17 protein-coding genes are annotated in these 13,957 nt (G+C 61.0%); 13 read left to right on the top strand and 4 right to left on the bottom strand.

Going from position 1 to position 13,957, the window contains the following annotated elements; translation table 11 throughout:
- The first annotated feature begins 71 nt into the window (after nt 1–71).
- From D0T21_RS02350 to aceA, 4 genes are all read left to right on the top strand, one after another.
- Complete coding sequence (locus D0T21_RS02350; protein ID WP_116988229.1) at nt 72–1,289, top strand: MFS transporter; 1,218 nt, start codon at nt 72–74, stop codon at nt 1,287–1,289.
- A gap of 37 nt (nt 1,290–1,326) precedes the next feature.
- On the top strand, nt 1,327–1,821 hold the full coding sequence (rraA, locus tag D0T21_RS02355) for a ribonuclease E activity regulator RraA (protein WP_116988230.1): 495 nt from the start codon (nt 1,327–1,329) through the stop codon (nt 1,819–1,821).
- A gap of 221 nt (nt 1,822–2,042) precedes the next feature.
- Nucleotides 2,043–2,549, top strand: coding sequence for an FxDxF family PEP-CTERM protein (locus D0T21_RS02360; protein WP_229211305.1), 507 nt, complete (start codon nt 2,043–2,045; stop codon nt 2,547–2,549).
- A 282-nt stretch (nt 2,550–2,831) separates the two neighbouring features.
- Complete coding sequence (gene aceA / locus D0T21_RS02365; protein ID WP_116988232.1) at nt 2,832–4,127, top strand: isocitrate lyase; 1,296 nt, start codon at nt 2,832–2,834, stop codon at nt 4,125–4,127.
- 51 nt (nt 4,128–4,178) lie between these two features.
- On the opposite strand, the gene D0T21_RS02370 is transcribed toward aceA, so the two are convergent.
- Both D0T21_RS02370 and D0T21_RS02375 read right to left on the bottom strand, forming a co-directional pair.
- On the bottom strand, nt 4,179–4,400 hold the full coding sequence (locus tag D0T21_RS02370; protein WP_229211306.1) for a hypothetical protein: 222 nt from the start codon (nt 4,398–4,400) through the stop codon (nt 4,179–4,181).
- 2 nt (nt 4,401–4,402) lie between these two features.
- Entirely contained in the window at nt 4,403–4,660 is a 258-nt protein-coding gene (locus D0T21_RS02375; RefSeq protein WP_116989330.1) for a hypothetical protein, read from the bottom strand.
- A gap of 176 nt (nt 4,661–4,836) precedes the next feature.
- On the opposite strand from D0T21_RS02375, the gene D0T21_RS02380 reads away from it, so the two are divergent.
- The gene (locus D0T21_RS02380) at nt 4,837–5,766 is read left to right on the top strand and encodes a 23S rRNA (adenine(2030)-N(6))-methyltransferase RlmJ (protein ID WP_116988234.1); all 930 of its coding nucleotides are present in this window, start codon (nt 4,837–4,839) and stop codon (nt 5,764–5,766) included.
- Between the two features lie 105 nt (nt 5,767–5,871).
- Nucleotides 5,872–7,140: an EAL and HDOD domain-containing protein gene (locus tag D0T21_RS02385; RefSeq protein ID WP_116988235.1), complete on the top strand. Its 1,269-nt coding sequence runs from the start codon at nt 5,872–5,874 to the stop codon at nt 7,138–7,140.
- Nucleotide 7,141: 1 nt separating this feature from the next.
- Here the strand turns inward: D0T21_RS02385 and D0T21_RS02390 are convergent, their stop codons facing one another.
- Both D0T21_RS02390 and D0T21_RS02395 read right to left on the bottom strand, forming a co-directional pair.
- Nucleotides 7,142–7,867 carry an SAM-dependent methyltransferase gene (locus D0T21_RS02390; protein ID WP_116988236.1) on the bottom strand — a complete coding sequence of 242 codons (726 nt, stop codon included), beginning with the start codon at nt 7,865–7,867 and terminating at the stop codon, nt 7,142–7,144.
- Nucleotides 7,868–7,875: 8 nt separating this feature from the next.
- Complete coding sequence (locus D0T21_RS02395) at nt 7,876–8,466, bottom strand: Maf family nucleotide pyrophosphatase (RefSeq protein ID WP_116988237.1); 591 nt, start codon at nt 8,464–8,466, stop codon at nt 7,876–7,878.
- A gap of 128 nt (nt 8,467–8,594) precedes the next feature.
- Between D0T21_RS02395 and D0T21_RS02400 the strand changes: the two genes are divergently transcribed.
- The 7 genes from D0T21_RS02400 (at nt 8,595) to acpP (ending at nt 13,946) form a co-directional block, all read left to right on the top strand.
- Entirely contained in the window at nt 8,595–9,092 is a 498-nt protein-coding gene (locus D0T21_RS02400; protein ID WP_116988238.1) for a DUF177 domain-containing protein, read from the top strand.
- Between the two features lie 183 nt (nt 9,093–9,275).
- Nucleotides 9,276–9,458 carry a 50S ribosomal protein L32 gene (rpmF, locus tag D0T21_RS02405; RefSeq protein ID WP_008449924.1) on the top strand — a complete coding sequence of 61 codons (183 nt, stop codon included), beginning with the start codon at nt 9,276–9,278 and terminating at the stop codon, nt 9,456–9,458.
- Between the two features lie 194 nt (nt 9,459–9,652).
- Nucleotides 9,653–10,714, top strand: coding sequence for a phosphate acyltransferase PlsX (gene plsX / locus D0T21_RS02410; RefSeq protein WP_116988239.1), 1,062 nt, complete (start codon nt 9,653–9,655; stop codon nt 10,712–10,714).
- Between the two features lie 15 nt (nt 10,715–10,729).
- Nucleotides 10,730–11,716, top strand: coding sequence for a beta-ketoacyl-ACP synthase III (locus tag D0T21_RS02415; RefSeq protein WP_116988240.1), 987 nt, complete (start codon nt 10,730–10,732; stop codon nt 11,714–11,716).
- Between the two features lie 100 nt (nt 11,717–11,816).
- On the top strand, nt 11,817–12,758 hold the full coding sequence (gene fabD, locus D0T21_RS02420) for an ACP S-malonyltransferase (protein ID WP_116988241.1): 942 nt from the start codon (nt 11,817–11,819) through the stop codon (nt 12,756–12,758).
- A 45-nt stretch (nt 12,759–12,803) separates the two neighbouring features.
- On the top strand, nt 12,804–13,550 hold the full coding sequence (gene fabG / locus D0T21_RS02425; protein ID WP_116988242.1) for a 3-oxoacyl-ACP reductase FabG: 747 nt from the start codon (nt 12,804–12,806) through the stop codon (nt 13,548–13,550).
- Nucleotides 13,551–13,706: 156 nt separating this feature from the next.
- Entirely contained in the window at nt 13,707–13,946 is a 240-nt protein-coding gene (acpP, locus tag D0T21_RS02430; protein ID WP_008449912.1) for an acyl carrier protein, read from the top strand.
- Nucleotides 13,947–13,957: the final 11 nt, after the last annotated feature.

Consider the following 13,957-nt stretch of genomic DNA (forward strand, 5'->3'; position numbering starts at 1 on the left):
CCTGCTATCTTAAATCGGTCTGGCGACAAATGCTTACACTATCCTTTCTTTTTTTGAAACGGGGAGGCGGCATGAAGGACACATCGTTGCTGCGGCAGGACGCCAGGGTCATCGGCCTGGTCGGGCTGGCGCATGGCACTTCGCATTTTTACCATGTGATCCTGGCGGCGCTGATTCCGTGGCTGAAGCCGGAATTCCATCTCTCCTATGCCGAGCTGGGCTTGCTGATGACGGTGTTTTTCACCGTCTCCGGCGTGGGGCAGGCGATGGCCGGCTTCGTGGTCGACCGCTACAGCGCGCGCACGGTGCTGTTCAGCGGCATCGCGCTGCTGGGCTTGTCGGCGCTGATGCTGTCCAGCGCGCACAGCTACGCGCAGCTGATGCTGGGGGCCTTCCTGGCCGGCTGCGGCAACAGCGTATTCCATCCGGCCGACTACACGCTGCTGAACCAGCGGGTGTCCAAGGCGCGGCTGGCGCACGGCTTTTCGGTGCACGGCATCAGCGGCAATATCGGCTGGGCGGTTTCGCCGTTGTTCCTGACGTTCGTGGCCGCCCGCACGGACTGGCGCACCGCGCTGCTGAGTGCGGCCTTGCTGCCGTTGGCGGTGCTGGCGCTGCTGGTCTGGAACCGTCACGCGCTGCGGCCGGAACCGGTCGCGGCGCCGGTGGCTGCGGCTGGCGTTCAGGCCAGTGCGTTCAGCTTCCTGCGGCTGAAGGTAGTGTGGATGTGCTTTGCCTTCTTCCTGATCTCGGCTGTGGCGCTGGCCGGCATCCAGAGCTTCGCGGCCACCAGCCTGGTGAGCTTGTACGGCATGTCGCTGGCGTGGGCCACCACGGCCTACACCGCCTACATGCTGGCCTCGGCGGTGGGCATGCTGTACGGCGGCTTCCTCGGCGCCGGCAGCCGCCATCACGACCGCATCATCATGCTGGCTTTCGGCACGGCGGCGCTGCTGGCGCTGGTATTGGCCGCCGCCGTGGTGCCGGCCTGGCTGGCGGTGGTCTTGATGGGGCTGATCGGCCTGGTGACCGGCATCTCGGGACCGTCGCGCGACCTGCTGATACGCGGCGCGGCGCCGGCCAACGCCACCGGCCGCGTGTTCGGCGTCGTGTATTCCGGCCTGGACAGCGGGCTGGCGCTGGGGCCGCTGCTGTTCGGCGCGCTGATGGACGCCAACCATCCGTCCGGCGTATTCATTGGCATCGGCGTGTTCCAGGCGCTGGTGATATTGACCGCGATCGGGGTCGGCAGCAAGACCCGCGTGGTGGGCTTGCCTAAAACAGCATAGAATCCTTGCTATCTTAACCAACACGCACGGGACCATCATGAGCTTTGCCACCACCGATTTATGCGACGACAACGCCAACCTGCTGGAGGACGGCCGCCTGGCCGTGCTGCCGCCGGTGTTCCTGCACTTTGGCAAGCAGCAGCGTTTTTCCGGCCGCGTGACCACGCTCAAGGTGCATGAGGACAACGCGCTGGTGCGGTCGGTGCTGGAAACCCCGGGCGGCGGCAATGTGCTGGTGATCGACGGCGGCGGCAGCCTGCGCCGCGCGCTGGTGGGCGGCCAGCTGGGCCTGCTGGCCCAGGACAACGGTTGGGCCGGCATCATCGTCGATGGCTGCATTCGCGACACCGACGAGATCAATTCCTGCGAAATCGGCGTGCGCGCATTGGCCACCCATCCGCAAAAGAGCAGCAAGAAGGGCGTCGGCGAGCGCAACGTGCGGGTGTACATCCAGGGCGTGCCGGTGCAGCCCGGCGACTGGATCTATGCCGACGCTGACGGCATCCTGGTGGCGCAGCAAATGCTTGCCTGAAACCGGAAATATTTTCATCAAGGAAATATTTGTGGTATTTTCGCAATAGAATATTGACAACAGTAAGTTTTCATGTGAAAGTTACAATGCGTCAATTCCAGGCGCAGAATTGTCAGGAGTCCTCCATGAATAAACTTATATTAGCTGTGTTGTGTGCTCTTGCCGGGCTAACCGCCCAAGCCGCCCCGGTGACGTCATTGCCCGGCGGTACGGTTTTGGTGATGCCTGCGCTTAATTACTTTGGTCCCGGTCCGCAGACGCTGGCGCCGGGTGTGGATTGGAGTAGCGCCAATTCCAATGCGGTCTTCGGCTACAACGGCGGCTATGGCTTTAACGATAACGGCTTCTGGAGCGGCCTGACAATGGCCGGCACCAATGACGGCGGCAGCTCCATGACGCTGGCGTTCAGCCAGGCGGTCAGGGGAGTCGGCGCCTTCTTCAACTACGTGCCGGTGCCCTTCGGTCCGGCAGTTATCTCGGCCTATGACGCGCACTCCAACCTGATCGAGTCGACCAGCTTGACCTTTACGACAAATGGTGGCCTGAACCAGGGGGAATTCCACGGTTTTCTGGAAAGCACGCCGTCGATCAGCTACGTCACCATGACCGGCGCTTACATCGGCGCCACCGATTTCACCGTGGTGGCTGTTCCTGAACCGGAAACCTACGGCATGTTGCTGGCCGGCCTGGGCCTGCTGGGTGTTGCCGCGCGCCGCCGTAAAGCCTGATCCCTGCACAGCATTTCATTGACACCCCGTAAGCCACGCGGCTTGCGGGGTGTTTTTCATCTGGCGAGGCATTCATTTCACATCGCGGAAATGCATGACTGACGGATATCTTTTTCTCTTCCATTTCAAGAAATGTCATTCCGTATCATGGAAAATTATATCTAACAGTATGATTTTTAATGAAAAATATTTAGTTATATGTCTTATATAAGACTATTGGTGCGTTGCGCAAAGAGGTCTACTATTTGATTAACGGATTTCGTTTTTAAATAGGAGAGCACCATGGCAACCCGTGAACAGCAAATCGCAGCCCTGCAGCAGGACTGGGACAGCAACCCTCGCTGGAAGGGCGTCACCCGCACTTACACCGCCGAAGATGTGGTGCGCTTGCGCGGTTCCTTGCAGATCGAGCACACCCTGGCCAAGCGCGGTGCGGAAAAACTGTGGAACTTGGTCAACAACGAGCCTTACGTCAACGCCCTCGGCGCGCTGACCGGCAACCAGGCCATGCAGCAAGTCAAGGCCGGCCTGAAGGCGATTTACCTGTCAGGCTGGCAAGTTGCCGGCGACGCCAACCTGGCCGGCGAAATGTACCCCGACCAGTCGCTGTATCCGGCCAACTCGGTGCCGATGGTGGTCAAGCGCATCAACAATACCTTCCAGCGCGCCGACCAGATCCAATGGTCGGAAGGCAAGGACGACATCGATTTCTTCGCGCCCATCGTGGCCGACGCCGAAGCCGGCTTCGGCGGCGTCTTGAACGCCTATGAGCTGATGAAATCCATGATCGAAGCCGGCGCCGCCGGCGTGCACTTCGAAGACCAGCTGGCGTCGGTCAAGAAATGCGGCCACATGGGCGGCAAGGTGTTGGTGCCGTCGCGCGAAGCCATCGAGAAACTGACCGCGGCCCGGCTGGCGGCCGACGTCATGGGCGCCTCGACCCTGGTGATCGCCCGCACCGACGCCGAGGCGGCCGACCTGCTGACCTCGGACGTGGACGACAACGACAAACCCTTCTGCACCGGTGAACGCACGGTGGAAGGCTTCTACAAGGTCAAGCCGGGCATGGAGCAGGCGATCTCGCGCGCGCTGGCCTATGCGCCGTACGCCGACCTGGTCTGGTGCGAGACCGGCAAGCCCGACCTGGCCTTCGCCAAGCAGTTCGCCCAGGCCGTGCATGCCCGCTACCCCGGCAAGATGCTGGCCTACAATTGCTCGCCCTCGTTCAACTGGAAGAAAAACCTGGACGACGCCACCATCGCCAGGTTCCAGCGGGAACTGGGCGCCATGGGCTACAAGTTCCAGTTCATCACGCTGGCCGGTTTCCATGCGCTGAACTACGGCATGTTCAACCTGGCGCACGGCTACGCGCGGCGCCAGATGTCGGCCTTCGTGGAGTTGCAGGAAGCGGAGTTCGCCGCGGCCGAGAAGGGCTTCACGGCCGTCAAGCACCAGCGCGAAGTCGGCACCGGCTACTTCGATGCGGTGACCCAGTGCATCCAGAACGGCCAGTCGTCGACCACCGCGCTGCACGGTTCGACCGAGGACGAGCAATTTTTCGACAAGAAGGTTGCCTGAGTCGGGCGGCGCGGCGCAGGCTGGCAGCAGCTTGCTTGCGCCGCGGTTTTTTCAGGGCTTGCCGGCCAGGTGCTGATCCAGATGCTGTTTCAGGCGGCCCTGGAAGTCGTCGATGTCGTTGATGGTGCCCAGGTCGTCGTCAACCTCCAGCATGTGGGTGGTGTGGCCGGGCGCGAACGACACGCTGGCTTCCACGCCGTTCTGTTTGTCTGTCAGCGAGTGACCTTGGACCGCGCCCAGGATGTTGTTCTGGTCGTCCGTAATGATCGTCATTTTCATATCATGCCTCCGCCTTGCAGGTTGTGGAAGGCGCCGCCTATGCCCTTGTTGTGGATCTGGACGAAGTAGGTGGCGTTGCCATTGTTTTCCTTGCGCTTGCTTTGCTGGTCCGCCATGTGGACCGCGCCCAGGTTGGGCGCCTTGACGTCGGCCGAGGCGAACTGCGTGCCATGGTCGCTGGGATAGCTGTAGCTCCAGAACGCCGTTTGTCCCGGCGCCAGGAAGGTCAGCGGACCTACGTTATTGAATGCCATAATCTCCTCCATGAAAGTACGCCGCGCCTGCGGATGCAGCACGGCTGTTCCATCTTAGTCACCATGCTGGTGCACGCTTTGATGCAAACGATATGGGCGCTTTTTTGGCGGGCGGCGCTTTCTAGTGGATAATGCCGGATTGTTCCGCACCATCTAATTTAGGAAGTACCAAGCTTATGTTGAGTTACCGCCACGGTTTTCACGCGGGTAATCACGCCGATGTGTTGAAGCATTTCGTGACCATCCAGTTGATGCAGTATCTGAATCAGAAAGATACCGCCTACAGCTATATCGACACCCACTCCGGCGCCGGCGTCTATGCGCTTGACGGCACCTTCGCCTCCAAGAATGCCGAGTACGACACCGGCATCGGCCCGCTGTGGGAGCGCACCGACATGCCGGCCGCGCTCAAGGAATACGTCGACCTGGTGCGCGCCATGAACCCGAGCGGCAAGATGCGCTACTACCCTGGTTCGCCCTACATCGCCGACCAGGTCGCGCGCGAGCAAGACCGCCTGCGCCTGTTCGAACTGCACCCGGCCGATTCCAAGCTGCTGGCCGATAACTTCCGCAAGCTCGACGAGCACGCCGCGCAGCAGGGCATCCGTCCGACCACGCGCGGCAAGCGCGTGCTGGTCACCCGCGGCGACGGCTTCCAGGCGCTGAAGGCGCTGCTGCCGCCGCCGTCGCGCCGCGCGCTGGTGCTGATCGATCCGCCGTATGAAGACAAGCAGGACTACAAAAAGGTCAAGGACACGCTGGCCGAAGCGCTGGTGCGCTTCCCGACCGGCACCTATGCGGTCTGGTATCCACTGCTGCATCGCATGGAGTCGCGCCAGTTCGCCGACAAGCTCAAGCAGCTGCAGTGCAGCGACTGGCTCAACGTCGTGCTGACCACCAACACGCCGATGCCGGACGGCTTCGGTTTGCACAGCAGCGGCATGTTCATCCTGAACCCGCCGTACACGCTGGAGCCGATGCTGAAGGAAGTCATGCCCTACCTGGTCAAGGTGCTGGGCAAGGATTCCGGCGCCCGATTCACGCTGGAGAGCGGCAAACCGACGGGTGTACGCAACAATGCTGTGCGGCGGCCGGTTACGCGCTAGAAAAATGTTGTCAGGACGGTATAGGCAGGTATAGTCTGGTACTTAGCGGATTGCCGCTTGAGACGGCAAACCGAATAAAAGCAGATTGCAGATTGGGAGTTTCCCATGATGATCGCGCCGTCCACCATGCCGTCCAAGCTCGCCGATAATTTCTTTCTTGCGCGCCAGCCCATCCTCAACCGGGGACAGCGGCTGGTGGCATACGAGCTACTCTTTCGCGACGCCCGTGTCCGCAACGAAGCCCACATCACCGACGACGCCGAGGCCACCGCCACCGTGATCGCCCATGCTTCCGAGCTGGGCATGGAGCATGTGGTGGGCGACCAGATGGCCTTCGTCAACGTCGACGCCATCGGCCTGATGAGCGACTTCATCCGTTTTCTGCCGAACGACAAGGTCATCCTGGAAATCCTGGAGACCGTCAAAGCCACGCCGGAAATCCTCGACCGCATCCGCGAGCTGAAGCAGGCCGGCTTCAAGTTTGCGCTGGATGACGTGATCGGCCAGTCCGAGGACGTGCAAAAATTCCAGCCGCTGTGCGACGTCATCAAGGTCGACATCAAGGAGATGCAGCCCGGCACCTTGACGGCGCTGACGCGCGTGCTGAAAAATCCCAATCAGAAACTGCTGGCCGAGAAGGTCGAGACGATGGAGGAGTTCCAGCAGTGCATGGAGCTGGGCTTTGAATATTTTCAGGGCTATTATTTCGCGCGTCCCGTCATCCTCAGCGGCAAGAAGATTTCGCCGTCGCAGCGCAGCGTGCTGCACTTGCTGGACTTGCTCAATACTGACGCCAGCAGTCATGAGATCGAACGCAGCGTCAAGCACGACGCGCTGATCACCCTGAATCTGCTGAGGCTGGTGAACACGCCGGCGGTCGGCGCGCGTTACCGCATCAACTCGGTCGGCCATGCGCTGATGGTGTTGGGACGGCGCCAGCTCAAGCGCTGGCTGCAGATCCTGCTGTATGTGAAGAACGGCGGTGCGCAGGAATTCACTTCGCCCTTGCTGCAACTGGCCACCACGCGCGGCAAGACGCTGGAGCTGATGGTCGAGCATTTGCGGCCGGGGCAGCGCGTCAGCGCCGATATCGGCTTCACGGTGGGGGTGATGTCGCTGATGGACACGCTGTTCTCGATCCACATGCGCGACGTGCTGGAAAGCGTCAACGTGCTGGACGAGGTGCGCGCCGCGCTGTTGCACCGCAGCGGCGACTACGGCAGCATGCTCAGCCTGATCGAGCACATCGAGCGCAACCGCGACGGCCAGCTGCTGGCGCAGCTGCTGCATCAGCTGGAGCTGACCCCGGCCGAGCTGTACGCGATCCAGCTGGCCGCGATCGAGTGGGTCACCGACTACACCCGCGGCGTCTGAGTTACTGCCCCAGCAGCAGGAACACGGTCGGCTTCTTGTGGAAGTCCGGCGCCTTCGCGCTTTTCCATTGCGACGCGGTCATGGTGCGGATGGTTTCCGATGGCAGGCTCAGGTCGGTCGCCACGCACACCAGCGTGCCTGGCGCGCAGGCCGCGATCAGTGCCTCCAGCATGGCGGCGTTGCGGTAAGGTGTCTCAATGAACAGCTGCGTTTGCTTTTCCTTGCGCGAGCGCAGCTCCAACTCCTTGATGCGGGTGGCGCGCTGCGCCGCATCGGTCGGCAGGTAGCCATTGAAGGCGAAGCTCTGGCCGTTCAGCCCGCTCGCCATGACGGCCAGCAGCAGCGACGACGGCCCCACCAGCGGCCGCACCGGAATGTTGTGCTGATGCGCCAGCCGCACCAGGTCGGCGCCGGGATCGGCCACCGCCGGCACCCCGGCTTCCGACACCAGTCCGCCATCTCGTCCGGCCAGCAGTGGCGCCAGCAGGCCCGCCAGCGCGGCCGCCGGGGTGTTGACGTTCAGTTCGGAGATCGTGATTTCCTGCAGCGGCTTGGCCAGTGGATGCTGGGCGTTGACCAGCTTGAGGAAGGCGCGCGCCGTCTTGGCGTTCTCGGCGACGAAATAGTCGAGCTGCGAGGTGATCTGCTGCACCTGTTCGGGCAGTACGGAGGCGAGCGCTTCAGTCTCGCCCAGGGTGTTCGGTATTAAAAAGAGGGTGCCGGGCATAAAAACAGTCAAAGATTAAAAAAGGAAACGCCGATCTTGCGCAGCATGCCTGTCAGCGCGATCAAAGGCAAGCCGGTGAGGGCGGTCGGGTCGCTGCTGTCGATGCGCTCCAGGATGGCGATGCCGAGCGCCTCGTTCTTGGCGCTGCCGGCGCAGTCGTAGGGCTGCTCGATGCGCAGGTAGGCGTCCAGCTCGGCATCGGGCAGGTCGCGGAATTTTACGACGGTCTGGATGTCTTCTAATTGGAAGCTCTGGTCGCGGCCATCCCATACGCACAGCGCGGTGTGGAAGATCACTTCGCGGCCGCGCATGGTCTGCAGCTGTGCCAGCGCGTTGGCGTGGTTGCCCGGCTTGCCGATCTGCTGGTCGTCCAGCGTGGCGACCTGGTCGGAGCCGATGACGACGCGGCCCGGCATTTTGGCGGCCACGGCGGCGGCTTTTTCGCGCGCCAGGCGCAGCGCGGTGGCGCTGGGCGTCTCGCCGGGCAGGGGGCTTTCGTCGATGTCCGGCACCGCCACGTCGAACGGCAGTTGCAACCGTGATAAGAGTTCCTTGCGGTAGGCGGAGCTGGAGGCGAGTACGAGTAAACTTGATGTCATGTGGGGAATGTTATATGCTCTGTCGCCGGACGTGCCAGCGGCACAAAAAGAACGAAAAATACGCTAAGGCTTTGACTTGACGATGAAAACCCTGTTATTATCGCAGGTTTTCCGGGGAAATTTCTGTAATGAATGCTATTGTGATCGACGCCTTTGATTTTTGTCGGAGCAACGGCAGCCAGCACGGCACGACGCCTGTTGCCGAAATGACCCGTTTGACCAAGGATTGCGCCGATACGTCGGGCACGATCACCTGGAAAGCAGTAGGGGGCACCAGCAAGATGGGCTTCCCGCAGATGACGCTGTCGGTTACCGGCACCGTGCAACTGGTCTGCCAGCGCTGCCTGACGCCTTACGCGCACACCATCGATGCCCAAACGGTGCTGATGCTGGGCAAGGACGATGAGCAGGCTGACGAGATCGAAGAAATGATCAATGACGAGACGATCGATGTGATCGTCGGCAGCCGCAGCATGGAGCTGATGGACTTGGTGGAAGACGAAGCGTTGCTGGCCCTGCCGCACACGCCGAAACATGATGCCTGCCCCGAGACCGCTCTGCTGGACAAGGCAAAAAGCGAAAAGTTGTCGCCGTTCGACGCCCTCAAGGGCCTCAAATCCGAATAAGTAGTGTTGTAAAGAACGTGTCAAACGCGTGTAGTAAATCGAGTATGGCAAGTCAGCAGTGAAATGTAGTAAATCTCAGTTTAACTATGCCGGTTAAGTTTTGCCGGCAGGATACTCGATTCGCATGTATTTGCTGGTCGAATGTGTTAAAATTTTAGAACTTATGTATTAGGAGTCATTAACATGGCAGTTCAACAGAACAAGAAGTCCCCTTCGAAGCGCGGTATGCACCGTTCGCACGATTTCCTGGTTGCTCCACAACTGGGTATCGAGCCAACCACCGGTGAAACCCACCTGCGTCACCACATCAGCCCTAACGGCTTCTACCGTGGTCGTAAAGTCCTGAAAACCAAAAACGACGAGTAATCGACGCTTTTGCTGGACCTGGAAATAGGCGGTGCTACGTGGATAACTCGCGAAGCATCGCTTTTTCTTTATCATCGGCTGCAATCCTCTTTTGCACACCGTCATTTTGAAACGCGTAGACCTGGAACCGGTTGGTCCGCAGCTTGCCGCAGCTTGCCTCGTAAAGGCTGGAGCGTGGTACTGAATCAAAACAAATGACAATCAAAATTTCTATCGACTGCATGGGCGGAGATCACGGCCCCTCGGTCACTATCCCCGCAGCTATTTCCTTCGTCAAACGCGAGCCTGAGGCTGAACTGATTTTGGTCGGTTTGGAAGACGTTATCCGCGCGGAACTCAAGAAGCATCATGCCGACGCGCATCCGCGCCTGAGCGTAGTGCATGCCTCCGAGCAAGTCACCATGGACGATCCGCTCGAAGTGGCCCTGCGCCGCAAGAAGGATTCGTCGATGCGCGTCGCCATCGAGCAGGTCAAGGACGGCAAGGCCCAGGCCTGCGTCTCGGCCGGCAATACCGGCGCGCTGATGGCGGTGTCGCGCTACGTGCTCAAGACCATGACCGGCGTCGACCGTCCTGCCATCTGCGGCATCATGCCGAACCAGAAGAATGGCCCGACCTATATGCTGGACCTGGGCGCCAACGTCGATTGCGAACCGCATCACCTGCACCAGTTCGCCATCATGGGCTCGGTGTTGGTCTCGGCCATGGAAAAAATCGAGCGCCCGACCATCGGCCTGCTGAACGTCGGCACCGAGGACATCAAGGGTAACGAAGTGGTCAAGGCCACCAGCAAGCTGCTGCAGGCCGACCACGAGCGCGGCGCGCTCAACTTCTACGGCAACGTCGAGGGCAACGACATCTTCAAGGGTACTGCCGACATCGTGGTGTGCGACGGCTTCGTCGGCAATGTCACGCTGAAGGCGGTGGAGGGTGTGGCGCGCTTCTTCGGCGATACGCTGCGCACCGAATTCAAGCGCAACCTGTTGACCATGCTGGGCGCCTTGCTCGGTGGTGGCGCGCTGAAGGCGGTCAAAGACCGCTTCCAGCCATCGCGTCATAATGGAGCCAGTTTGCTGGGGCTGCGCGGCCTGGTGTTCAAGAGCCACGGCGGCGCCGACGCCTATTCATTTGAGTGGGCGATCCGACGAGCGTATGATGCTGCAGAAAATGATGTGTTGGGACATATCTCGGAAATGATCGCCGAGCTCATGCCGCGCAACACCGAAACTCCGGAAGTACCTGGCTCAACTATTTAGTGGACGGTAGACGGCATGACTTTGTACAGCAAAATTATAGGCACCGGCAGCTATCTGCCGGAAAAGCGGGTGAGCAACCAGGATCTGGCTGATCAACTCGCCGCCAAAGGCATCGAGACTTCGGACGAATGGATCGTCAGCCGCAGCGGTATTTCGGCGCGCCACTTCGCCGAGCCTGAGCAGAAATCGTCGGACCTGGCGGTCAACGCCGCCAAGAAGGCGCTGGAGATGGCCGGCCTGGAGCCGAACGACATCGACCTCATCGTGCTGGCCAGCTCGACGCCGGACTTCTTCGGCAGCTTCCCCAGCACCGCCTGCATCGTGCAGAAAAAACTGGGCATCACCAACAACGGCGCGGCGGTTGACGTGCAAGCCGTGTGCAGCGGCTTCGTCTATGCCGTCTCCACGGCCGACGCTTTCATCCGCGCCGGCGTGCACAAGAACGTGCTGGTGATCGGCGCCGAAGTGTTTTCGCGCATCCTCAATTTCGACGACCGCACCACCTGCGTGCTGTTCGGCGACGGCGCCGGCGCCATCGTGCTGAGCGCATCGGAAGAGCCGGGCATCCTGGCCACCAAGCTGCACGCGGACGGCCGTCATTCGGACATTCTCAGTGTACCGGGTTCGGTCGATGGCGGCGCGGTTGCCGGCAGCGCCTTCCTGTACATGGACGGTCCCGCGGTATTCAAGCTGGCCGTGTCGGTACTGGAAAAAGTCGCGCACGAAGCGCTGGACAAGGCCAATATGACCGCCGACCAGGTCGACTGGCTGATTCCACACCAGGCCAATATCCGCATCATGAACAGCACCGCCAAGAAGCTGGGCCTGCCTGCCGAGAAGATGGTGGTTACCGTCGACCAGCACGGCAATACCTCGGCCGCTTCGATCCCGCTGGCGCTGGACGTCGCCGTGCGCGACGGCCGCATCAAGAAAGGCCAGCACATCATGATGGAAGGTGTGGGCGGAGGCTTTACGTGGGGCGCGGTTTTGGCCAAGTTTTAACGGCCTGAATTAGAATTAGAGTTCTAACGGACTCGTCGGTAGCAAGCCTGTCACGATGGCATGCTAGCGTAGCGTTCAATAAAAATGAGATGGATGAAGTATGACTAAATTTGCTTTTGTATTTCCAGGCCAGGGTTCGCAAGCGATCGCGATGATGGACGGCTTCGCCGGCAACCCGGTGGTGGCTCAGACCATCGCCGAAGCGTCCGACGCTCTGCAATTCGACCTGGGCAAGCTGATGGCCGAAGGTCCGAAGGAAGAGATGGACCTGACCACCAACACCCAGCCTATCATGCTGACTGCGGCGGTCGCCGTCTACCGCGCGTGGATCGCCGCCGGCGGTCCGCTGCCGTCCATCGTTGCCGGTCACAGCCTGGGTGAATACTCGGCGCTGGTGGCTGCCGGCGTGATCTCGTTCAAGGATGCCGTGCCGCTGGTGCGCTTCCGCGCGCAGGCGATGCAGGAAGCCGTGCCGGTCGGCATGGGTACCATGGCCGTCGTGCTGGGCCTGTCGGATGACGACGTCCGCGCCGCCTGTGCCGAAGCCGCCGCCGCCGTGCCTGGCGCCGTGGTCGAAGCCGTCAACTTCAACGCGCCGCTGCAAGTGGTGATCGCCGGCGATACCATCGCCGTCGAGCGCGCCTGCGAGATCGCCAAGGCCAAGGGCGCCAAGCGCGCCATGAAGCTGCCGGTGTCGGCGCCGTTCCACTCGTCGCTGCTGAAGCCGGCGTCGGACCGCCTGCGCGACTACATGGCCGAGCTGACTTTCTCGGCGCCGCAGATCGCGCTGATCAACAACGTCGACGTCGCCGTGCTGAGCGATCCAGCCAGCATCAAGGATGCGCTGGTGCGCCAGGCCGCTGCGCCGGTGCGTTGGGTCGAGACCATGCAGAAGGTCGCCGCCGAAGGCATCACGCAAGTGGTTGAGTGCGGTCCGGGCAAGGTGCTGATGGGCTTGACCAAGCGCATCGACGCCACCCTGGTTGGCGACGCCATCACCGATCAAGCTTCGCTGGAACGCGTGTTGACCCTGCTCAAATAAGCTAACGGGTCTTCAGGCACACTCCCTAAACGTTTAAGGATACAAATGAATTTAGCAAATCAAGTTGCCCTGGTAACGGGCGCATCGCGCGGCATCGGCAAGGCCATTGCCCAGGAACTGGCCCGTCAAGGCGCCCGCGTGATCGGCACCGCCACCACCGAAGCCGGTGCTGAAGCGATCTCTGCCTACCTGGCCGAGTTCGGCGCGGAAGCTGGCAAGGGCATGGTCCTCAACGTCACCGACGCCGAGCGCTGCGCCGCCGTCATCGACGAAATCAGCAAGACCTACGGCGCCGTCGGCATCCTGGTCAACAACGCCGGCATCACGCAGGACCAGCTGGCCATGCGCATGAAGGACGAGGAGTGGGACAGCGTCATCGCCACCAACCTGAGCTCGGTCGGTCGCCTGTCGCGCGCCGTGCTGCGCGGCATGATGAAGGCCAAGACCGGGCGTATCATCAACATCACTTCGGTGGTGGCGTCCTCCGGCAATCCGGGCCAGATGAACTACGCCGCCGCCAAGGCCGGTGTGGAGGGCATGGGCCGCGCGCTGGCGCGTGAAATCGGCAGCCGCAACATCACCGTCAACAGCGTGGCGCCGGGCTTTATCGACACCGACATGACCAAGGGCCTGGGCGAAGAGCAGCACGCCGCCTTGCTGACGCAGATTCCGCTGGCGCGCCTGGGCAAGCCTGAGGATATCGCCGCCGCCGTGGCCTTCCTGGCGTCGCCGCAAGCGGCGTATATTACCGGTACCACCCTGCACGTGAACGGCGGGATGTACATGAACTGATGTGTTCCGGTGGCGTAAAATCCACCGGTTCTCGTCTTTTAGCAGTGATTTCGGATTAGTTGTAGGCAAATACGCAGCAGCTACCGAAATTAGTTTTTCAGTGCGCAAACCTGATAAAATGCGCGCTTTCCGTAACAAACAAAATGGAGCCATAACATGTCGGATATCGAACAACGCGTTAAGAAAATCGTCGCTGAGCAACTGGGCGTCGCCGAAGCAGACATCAAGATCGAATCCTCGTTCGTCGACGACCTCGGCGCTGACTCCCTGGACACCGTGGAACTGGTGATGGCCCTGGAAGACGAATTCGAAATGGAAATCCCTGACGAACAAGCAGAAAAGATCACCACCGTGCAGCAAGCGATCGACTACGCTACCGCCCACGTCAAGGCGTAATTTCTGCCCGA

Source organism: Duganella sp. BJB476 (assembly GCF_003416895.1).
Classification (GTDB): Bacteria; Pseudomonadota; Gammaproteobacteria; order Burkholderiales; family Burkholderiaceae_D; genus Rugamonas.